The organism is Streptomyces niphimycinicus (assembly GCF_018883605.1).
Taxonomy (GTDB): Bacteria; Actinomycetota; Actinomycetes; order Streptomycetales; family Streptomycetaceae; genus Streptomyces; species Streptomyces niphimycinicus.
Genome location: NZ_JAHLEM010000057.1, coordinates 47,177 through 53,860, shown reverse-complemented (window position 1 = coordinate 53,860; position 6,684 = coordinate 47,177). Strand labels below are relative to the sequence as shown.

Annotated in this window: 5 protein-coding genes, 3 pseudogenes and 1 riboswitch; of the genes and pseudogenes, 4 read left to right on the top strand and 4 right to left on the bottom strand. The window is 70.4% G+C overall.

The window, feature by feature from the left end; translation table 11 throughout:
- Nucleotides 1-150: 150 nt before the first annotated feature.
- Together KN815_RS07515 and KN815_RS07510 are read left to right on the top strand one after the other, a co-directional pair.
- A complete protein-coding gene (locus KN815_RS07515; RefSeq protein WP_216340959.1) occupies nt 151-816 on the top strand; it encodes a hypothetical protein in 666 nt (221 codons plus the stop codon).
- 46 nt (nt 817-862) lie between these two features.
- Nucleotides 863-1,231 (top strand): DUF952 domain-containing protein, encoded by a 369-nt coding sequence (locus KN815_RS07510; protein WP_216340958.1) that lies wholly within the window; start codon nt 863-865, stop codon nt 1,229-1,231.
- A gap of 12 nt (nt 1,232-1,243) precedes the next feature.
- Here the strand turns inward: KN815_RS07510 and KN815_RS07505 are convergent, their stop codons facing one another.
- On the bottom strand, nt 1,244-1,624 hold the full coding sequence (locus tag KN815_RS07505; protein ID WP_137964481.1) for a VOC family protein: 381 nt from the start codon (nt 1,622-1,624) through the stop codon (nt 1,244-1,246).
- Between the two features lie 221 nt (nt 1,625-1,845).
- Nucleotides 1,846-1,989, bottom strand: a riboswitch (cobalamin riboswitch).
- A 102-nt stretch (nt 1,990-2,091) separates the two neighbouring features.
- Between KN815_RS07505 and KN815_RS07500 the strand changes: the two are divergent.
- Together KN815_RS07500 and KN815_RS07495 are read left to right on the top strand one after the other, a co-directional pair.
- Nucleotides 2,092-2,871: pseudogene (locus KN815_RS07500) on the top strand (cobalamin-binding protein); the annotation flags it as partial.
- Nucleotides 2,872-3,007: 136 nt separating this feature from the next.
- Nucleotides 3,008-4,383 (top strand): annotated as a pseudogene (locus KN815_RS07495) (MDR family MFS transporter).
- A gap of 39 nt (nt 4,384-4,422) precedes the next feature.
- Here the strand turns inward: KN815_RS07495 and KN815_RS07490 are convergent.
- From KN815_RS07490 to KN815_RS07480, 3 genes and pseudogenes are all read right to left on the bottom strand, one after another.
- Complete coding sequence (locus tag KN815_RS07490) at nt 4,423-5,067, bottom strand: LysE family translocator (protein ID WP_216340957.1); 645 nt, start codon at nt 5,065-5,067, stop codon at nt 4,423-4,425.
- A 311-nt stretch (nt 5,068-5,378) separates the two neighbouring features.
- A pseudogene (locus tag KN815_RS07485) lies at nt 5,379-5,495 on the bottom strand (LysR family transcriptional regulator); the annotation flags it as partial.
- Between the two features lie 206 nt (nt 5,496-5,701).
- Nucleotides 5,702-6,589, bottom strand: a complete 888-nt coding sequence (locus KN815_RS07480) for a serine hydrolase (protein WP_216340961.1) — start codon at nt 6,587-6,589, stop codon at nt 5,702-5,704.
- Between the last annotated feature and the right edge of the window lie 95 nt (nt 6,590-6,684).

Sequence of the window (6,684 nt, the reverse complement as noted above, 5' to 3'; positions counted from 1 at the left end):
GATCCACTTGATACACGGGTTGCCCCGGATCAGTAGTCGTGGCGGATACGGCATCGGTTCCCGCCCGTTGGGAGCCGCTGAGAGTCTCTGGATTCGAAGGGCAGACTGGGTACGTGGCGTCGGTGACGCATGGAGTCGACAGGAGAGATCGTGCACCGCAAACTTCGCCTGCCTCTGGGGCGGCTGGCAGCCCTCGTCTGCACATCTGTCATCGCCGTCACGGGCTGTGGCGGCGATGACGGCGAATCCGGGGCCAAGAAGCCGACCTCGAAGCCGACCGCCAACGCCGGGCTCATACCTGTCGCCCAAGCCTGCGGCGGCCTGTTCGACGAGGCCATCGCGAAGGAGGCTCGGGAGCCGAACGGGCCCGGCGAGGTCTATCCGGTCGAGACCGGGAGCACCGGCCACGTGGCGAAGGCGCTGCGGGAGGAGTCGGCCAGGAGGAGCACGCCCCAGGACCTCTGTACCTTGACGGACAAGGCCGGGGGGAAGGAGCTGCTCGCCCTCACCGTGGCGTGGACTCCCCACTCACCCCCGTCGGGCCGGTCGGTGCACTACACGACCACCGTCGGTCCGGAGGACGCCGGCACACTCCTCGTCGCGTGTGACACCGGCAGCGGAGGCGGGAGGGAATCGGGAGGCAGCCGTTCCCTGGAGTTCGCCCTGCGCGACCACTTCACCATCAGCGACCACTCCCACGCCGAACTGCTCATCGCCTCGGCGAAGAAGACAACGTCGCAGCTCGACTGCCGGGAAACACCCGAATACCCGGACCCGAAGGTTGTGGCACCGCCGCCGAAGCCCGGGCTGCGGTAGCGCGGTCCTGCCACCCTGCGGCAGATGATGGCGGTTTAATCGAGTCATGATCTACCACGTCGTACCGCATGCCGAGTGGAACGCTGCTCCCGACCGCCCCTATAGCCCCGCATCCCTCACAGAGGACGGTTTCATCCACTGCTCGCCCGACGAGGCGACCACGCTGGCCGTCGTCAACGCCTTCTACCGCGATGCGCCGAGGCCGCTGCTGGCGCTGCTCCTCGACGAGGACCGGCTCACCGCGAAATGCGAATGGGAGGCCGCGAACCCCGCCCCGCCGCCCGGCGTCGCCGAGAACTGCCTGTTTCCCCATGTCTTCGGGCCGCTCAACCGCGAGGCGGTGGCGCGGATCCAGGAGATCGCATGGGACTCGGAGGGCCGGGCGGTGGGGCTGACGGATGTGAGCCGACGCTGACGACGCGGGCCGTCAGAGTGGAGCGAGGCGGGCCTTGAGCAGGCAGAACTCATTGCCTTCGGGGTCGGCGAGGACGTGCCACTGCTCCTCCCCGGTCTGGCCGATGTCGGCCCGCCGTGCACCGAGCTTCAGGAGGCGTTCGAGCTCGGCGTCCTGATCGCGGTCGGTGGCGTTGACGTCGATGTGCAGCCGGGATTTCCCGGGCTCCGGCTCGTCCCTGCGGCTGAGGATGATCGTCGGCTGCGGACCGCCGAACCCTTCGCGGGGCCCGATCTCGAGGGTTCCGTCGTCCTCGCGATCGAGCACCACGAAGTCCAGGACCTCGCACCAGAATCGCGCCAGCACCTCGGGGTCGCGGCAACCGAGCACGAGTTCACTGATACGACATGCCATTGACGAAACCTACTCTCAGCGTGGGTACTGCCGGGGTGGCCGCGCGCAGATCTCAGCGGCTCCCCGCAGTGAGGGCTCTCGGGACCGTACCGGGCGGAGCGAGCAGTGGCGAATGGATTTCAGGCCCTCGCCTGCCTGTCTCCCTCGGGACGCTCGCCGGGGCCGGAGCCGGGGCCGGGGCTGACACTGGGACGAGGACGAGGACTGGGGCGGACGGCGCCGAGATCCGGATACCAACGGCTACGGGTCTGACTCACCACAGATCCCATCCGGGACCTCCGGTTCACAGTGGCGCGACCGTGCCGGATTCCCACCGGCTTCCGTCTTACCGTCGTCGATATCGCACCGACCGTACCGCGTGTCGCGTTCATGGCCAAGACCGGCCACCTGGCAAGACGCCGCGCCGGGGCGTCCTGAGGACGGCGCGGGAGCCTGGGCCTGCCCCGGGCAGGCCCTAAGGTCGCGGCATGCGCATCGTCTCCCTGCTGCCCGCCGCGACCGACATCGTCGCCGAACTCGGACTCGCCGAGCACCTGGTCGGCCGGACACACGAATGCGACTGGCCACCGCGGACCGTGGCGTCCGTTCCCGTGGTCACCGGAGCCGACCTCGACCAGAACACCCTCACCAGCCGGGAGATCTCCGACGCGATCGGCGGATCGACACACTCCGGGTCGTCCCTCTACACCCTCGACACCGAAGCGCTCGCGGCCCTGGGCCCCGACGTGGTGCTCACCCAGGATCTGTGCGAGGTGTGCGCCGTCTCGTACGAGAAGGTCAGCCGGGCCGTCCGGCTGCTCGACGCCGACACCCGCGTCCTCAGCCTGGAGCCACGCACGCTCGACGATGTGCTGGACTGCCTGGTCACCGTCGGTGAGCTGCTCGGCGTGCGCGAGCGCGCCGAGCAGCGCCGGGCCGAGTTGCACGACCGCCTCGAGCGGATCCGCCGGTCGGTCGCGGGCCGCGCCCGGCCCCGGGTCGTGGCGATCGAATGGCTCGACCCGCTGTGGCCCGCCGGACACTGGGTCCCCGACCAGATCGCCACCGCCGGCGGCGCACCGCTGCTCGCCCTGTCCGGCGCGCACACCAAGCCGATGACCTGGGAAGCGGTGCGCGCCGCCCGCCCGGAGGTGGTGCTGGTCCTGCCGTGTGGCTTCCCGCCGGAACGGACCCTGCGCGAGACGGAACTCCTCACCCGCCTCCCGGGCTGGACGGAGCTGCCCGCCGTACGGGCCGGGCGGGTCTGGGTGCTGGACGGGCCCGCCCACTTCAACCGCCCGGGCCCCCGTGTGGTGCGCGGAGCGGAAGTACTCGCCCACGTCCTGCACGGTGTACGGGCCGGGACGGCGGTGACGGCGGACGAGGCACGCCCGTTCGGTCCTGATCCGCCGCGCCCTGACCGGCCGAGCCGCCCGGGCGGGGCCGACGCCGAAGTCTCCGCGCGAGCGCACCTGGAAGCATCTGTCTCCGCTTCTGCGGCTGCTGATCCTGACCCAACTCGCCTTCAACGTCGGCTTCTTCGCGGTCCTGCCCTTCCTCGCCGAGCACCTGGGCACCGCGATCGGCATGGCGGGGTGGATGGTCGGATTCGTCCTCGGTCTGCGGACCTTCAGCCAGCAGGGGCTGTTCGTGGTCGGCGGCTGGCTGGTGGACCGCTACGGCGTGCGCCCGGTGGTCCTGACCGGCTGTGTCGCGCGGATCGCGGGCTTCGTCTGGCTCGGCTACGCGGAGCGGACCTGGGCGGTGATCGGCGCGGTGCTGCTGATCGGCTTCGCCGCCGCGCTGTTCTCCCCCGCGGTGGAATCCGAAGTGGCCCGGCAGGCGGTGGCCTGGGAGGGGGAAGGCCACGGTTCGCGCACCCGGGTCCTGGCCCTGTTCACCGTCTCCGGCCAGGCCGGGACCTTCGTCGGTCCCCTCCTCGGCGGTTTGCTGTTGGGCGTGGATTTCCGCGCCGCGTGCCTCGCCGGAGCCGGGGTCTTCGTCCTCGTCCTCGCCGGACATGCCTGGCTGATGCCGCAGCACATCCCGGGCCGGGTCCGTAACCGGGAGCGGGGCGGCGTCCGCGCGATGGTGCGCAATCGGCGATTTCTCGCCCTGTGCTGCGCGTACGGCACCTATCTGCTCGCCTACAACCAGCTCTATCTGGCCCTGTCGGCCGAGGTGGAGCGGGCGGCGGGCTCCCAGGTGCCGCTGTCGTGGCTGTTCGCCCTGTCTTCCCTGCTGGTCGTCTTCGCCCAGCTCCCGGTCACCAACTGGGCGGGCAACCGGCTCGATCTGCGCCGCTCGATGACCATCGGGCTGCTGCTCATCGCCGCCGGTTTCGCGGTCGTGGCCGCCGCACGCCCGGCCGCCTGGACGGGCACGGTCGGTTTGCTGCCCGCCGCGGGCTACGTCGTACTGCTCACCCTCGCCAGATGCTGGTCGTCCCGGCCGCCCGCGCCTGGGTGCCCGACCTCGCCGAGGACGGTCGGCTCGGCCTCTACACCGGCGCGCTGTCCTCCGTCTCCGGCCTGATCGTCCTCATCGGCAGCTCGGCCACCGGCTCCCTGCTCGACCTGGGCCTTCCGCCCGCCGCCCGCTGGCTCGTCCTCGCCGCCGTCCCGGCCCTCGCGGTGACACTGCTGCCCCACCGCCCGGATCAGCCCAGGGTGAGCGCTCCCCGACCAGGTGGCCGACGTGCCGGCCGCCCAGCTCCCAGCCCGCCTCGGCGGCCAGCCGCTCCACCTCGTGTTCGTCGTCCGCCATGGGCCCGGCGGTAGGCTGCCGGATCGTTTTCCGGCAACCGGATGAGGCGGTCCTCAGTCGGCGCGGCCGGTCGCCGCCACCGTCACGCCCAGGCCGATCATCGCGAGGCCGCCCGCCCCGCCGACCATCGAGAGACGGCGGTCCGAGCGGGCGAACCAGGAGCGGGCCGCCGAGGCGCCCAGGCCCCACAGGGTGTCCGTGACCAGGCCGATGGTGACCGGGACCAGGCCCAGCACCATCATCTGGACGGGAACATGACCCGTCGAGTGGTCGACGAACTGCGGTAGCACCGCCGCGAAGAAGACGATGCCCTTCGGGTTGGTGACCCCCACCAAAATGCCGTCCAGGATCGAACGCAGATCACCACGCCGCTCATCGGCCGGAGCGTCCATGTTCGCCACGCGCATCTCCCTGCGGTGCCGGAACGCCTGCACACCCAGGTAGACGAGATACGCCGCTCCTGCCAGCTTCACGCCCATGAACAGCGCCACCGAGCTCTCCACCAGCGCGCCGAGGCCCCATGCCACGGCGACCACCAGGGCGTAGCAGCCGATCACATTGCCGAGGACCGTCGCGAGCGCCGTGCGGCGGCCGTGGGCGAGGGCCCTGCCGACCACGAACAGCACACTCGGCCCCGGGATCACGATCACCAAGAGCGACATCGCCGCGAACGTGAGAACACGCTCCGTGGACACCACGTGTCCGCCACCTCCTGAATCGCTCCGTCCAGGGGACATACAAGCAGATGGCGGAACGCCCGCTCCAGCCTCAGGCACCAGCGGACAGTGGCCGCACCGCTACTTGGTCACGGAGTAGGAGTGCGCTCCGGTTCCGGCGAGTGCTCCCCCGTCCGCGATCAGGTATTCGTCGCGGATGGGCCGCCCGGTGAGCCAGGACTCCAGGAGCAACTGGCCGCTGCGCAGGGCATGGTCGACGTCGTTCCGGTCCAGGATCCGGGCCCGGGCCGTGTTGATCGGTCGGTGTGGTGCAACCTGACGTCGAAGGGGGCGAGGCGGCGGATGGCGGCGGACAGCGACGGCTGGGAGACATGGCAGGCGGCCACCGCGCGGACGAAGTGGCGCTCGCGGGCGAGGGCGACCAGGTATTCCAACTGGCGCAGTTGCATGCGTGACCTCCACAACGCGTCCCGCTCTGAGGGCGCGGCGTACAGCATCGTGCCGGCTGCGGCTGTCCGCGAGGTGGCGGACGGGTGGGGAGTTCGGTGTCGCTCACCAGCACGCGGCCGGGGCCCGCGAAAAGGGCCCCGGCCGGTGAATCGGACGACCTTCGAGGCGGGTCCCGCCCAGTGACGATGACCCGAACGAAATCCGCTTACGACTGAGCGCCGGACGCGGGCGCGTTGAGGTTCTCGTGGACCGCGCGGGCGATGCCCTCGATGTTGGCGATGCCGTCGTCCATCGTGGCGTTGTCCTGCGAGAGCACCGTGATCGTGTAGTCGTGGTCGCCGCCGGTGAAGGCGCCGAGGCTGTGCACCCGCCAGCCGTTGGTGGCCCGCTCCAGCCACCCGTTCTTCACATGCACCTGGGCGTCGCTCGGCGCACCGGCCGGGGTGCCCCAGCGCTGCGAGGGGATGACCTCGCCCGTCAGCTTGAGGATGTAGGCGCGGGAGTCGTCGCTGAGCACCGGGTTGCTGTGGGTCACCAGTTGGAGGAGCTTTTCCTCGTCGTTCGCGGTGATCTGGGTGAGCCCCCAGTGGCCCTCGCTGTCGAGGGTGGTGTTGGTCATCCCCGCGGCGTGCAGGAACCCGTTGATCTTGTCCGCCCCGAGCTGCTTCCACAGCGCGGTGGTGGCGTCGTTGTCGGACTTTGTGATCATGGCGGTGGCATGATCCTTCTCCTCCTGCGTCAGGGCGCGATCGTCCTTCTGCGCGTCCCACAGCAGGGTGCTGAGCACGGTCACCTTGACCGTGCTCGCTGAGTCGAAGTGCCGGTCCGCGTCCAGAGTGCAGGTGGTGTTCGTGGTGCGGTCGTGGAGGCTGATCGCCGTGGTGGCGGCGGATCCCTCCAGTGCCGAGTTGATGTCCTCGGAGAGCTTGTCGGCGAGTTCCGGCCGGTCCGAGGTGCAGATCGCCGCCTGCGGGGTGGCCGCGTGTGCCGACCCCACCGAGGCGATCGTCGGCACGAGCACCCCTGCGGCCAGCGCCGCCTTTGTCGCCAGGGTGCTACGGGGAGGCTGGGTTATTCGTCGGTGTCGACCCATGGTGGGCTTGTCCATTCGTTCGTGGGGCAGTTGGACACGCGGTGCCTTCGCTCGGTCGCGAAGCCATCCGGGTGCTCCGACCCTGGATGACGAGC

Coding starts and splice junctions, on each gene's coding strand:
- KN815_RS07510 (WP_216340958.1), top strand. CDS start 863: ATGATCTACCACGTCGTACCGCATGCCGAGTGGAACGCTGCTCCCGAC.
- KN815_RS07505 (WP_137964481.1), bottom strand. CDS start 1,624: ATGGCATGTCGTATCAGTGAACTCGTGCTCGGTTGCCGCGACCCCGAG.
- KN815_RS07480 (WP_216340961.1), bottom strand. CDS start 6,589: ATGGGTCGACACCGACGAATAACCCAGCCTCCCCGTAGCACCCTGGCG.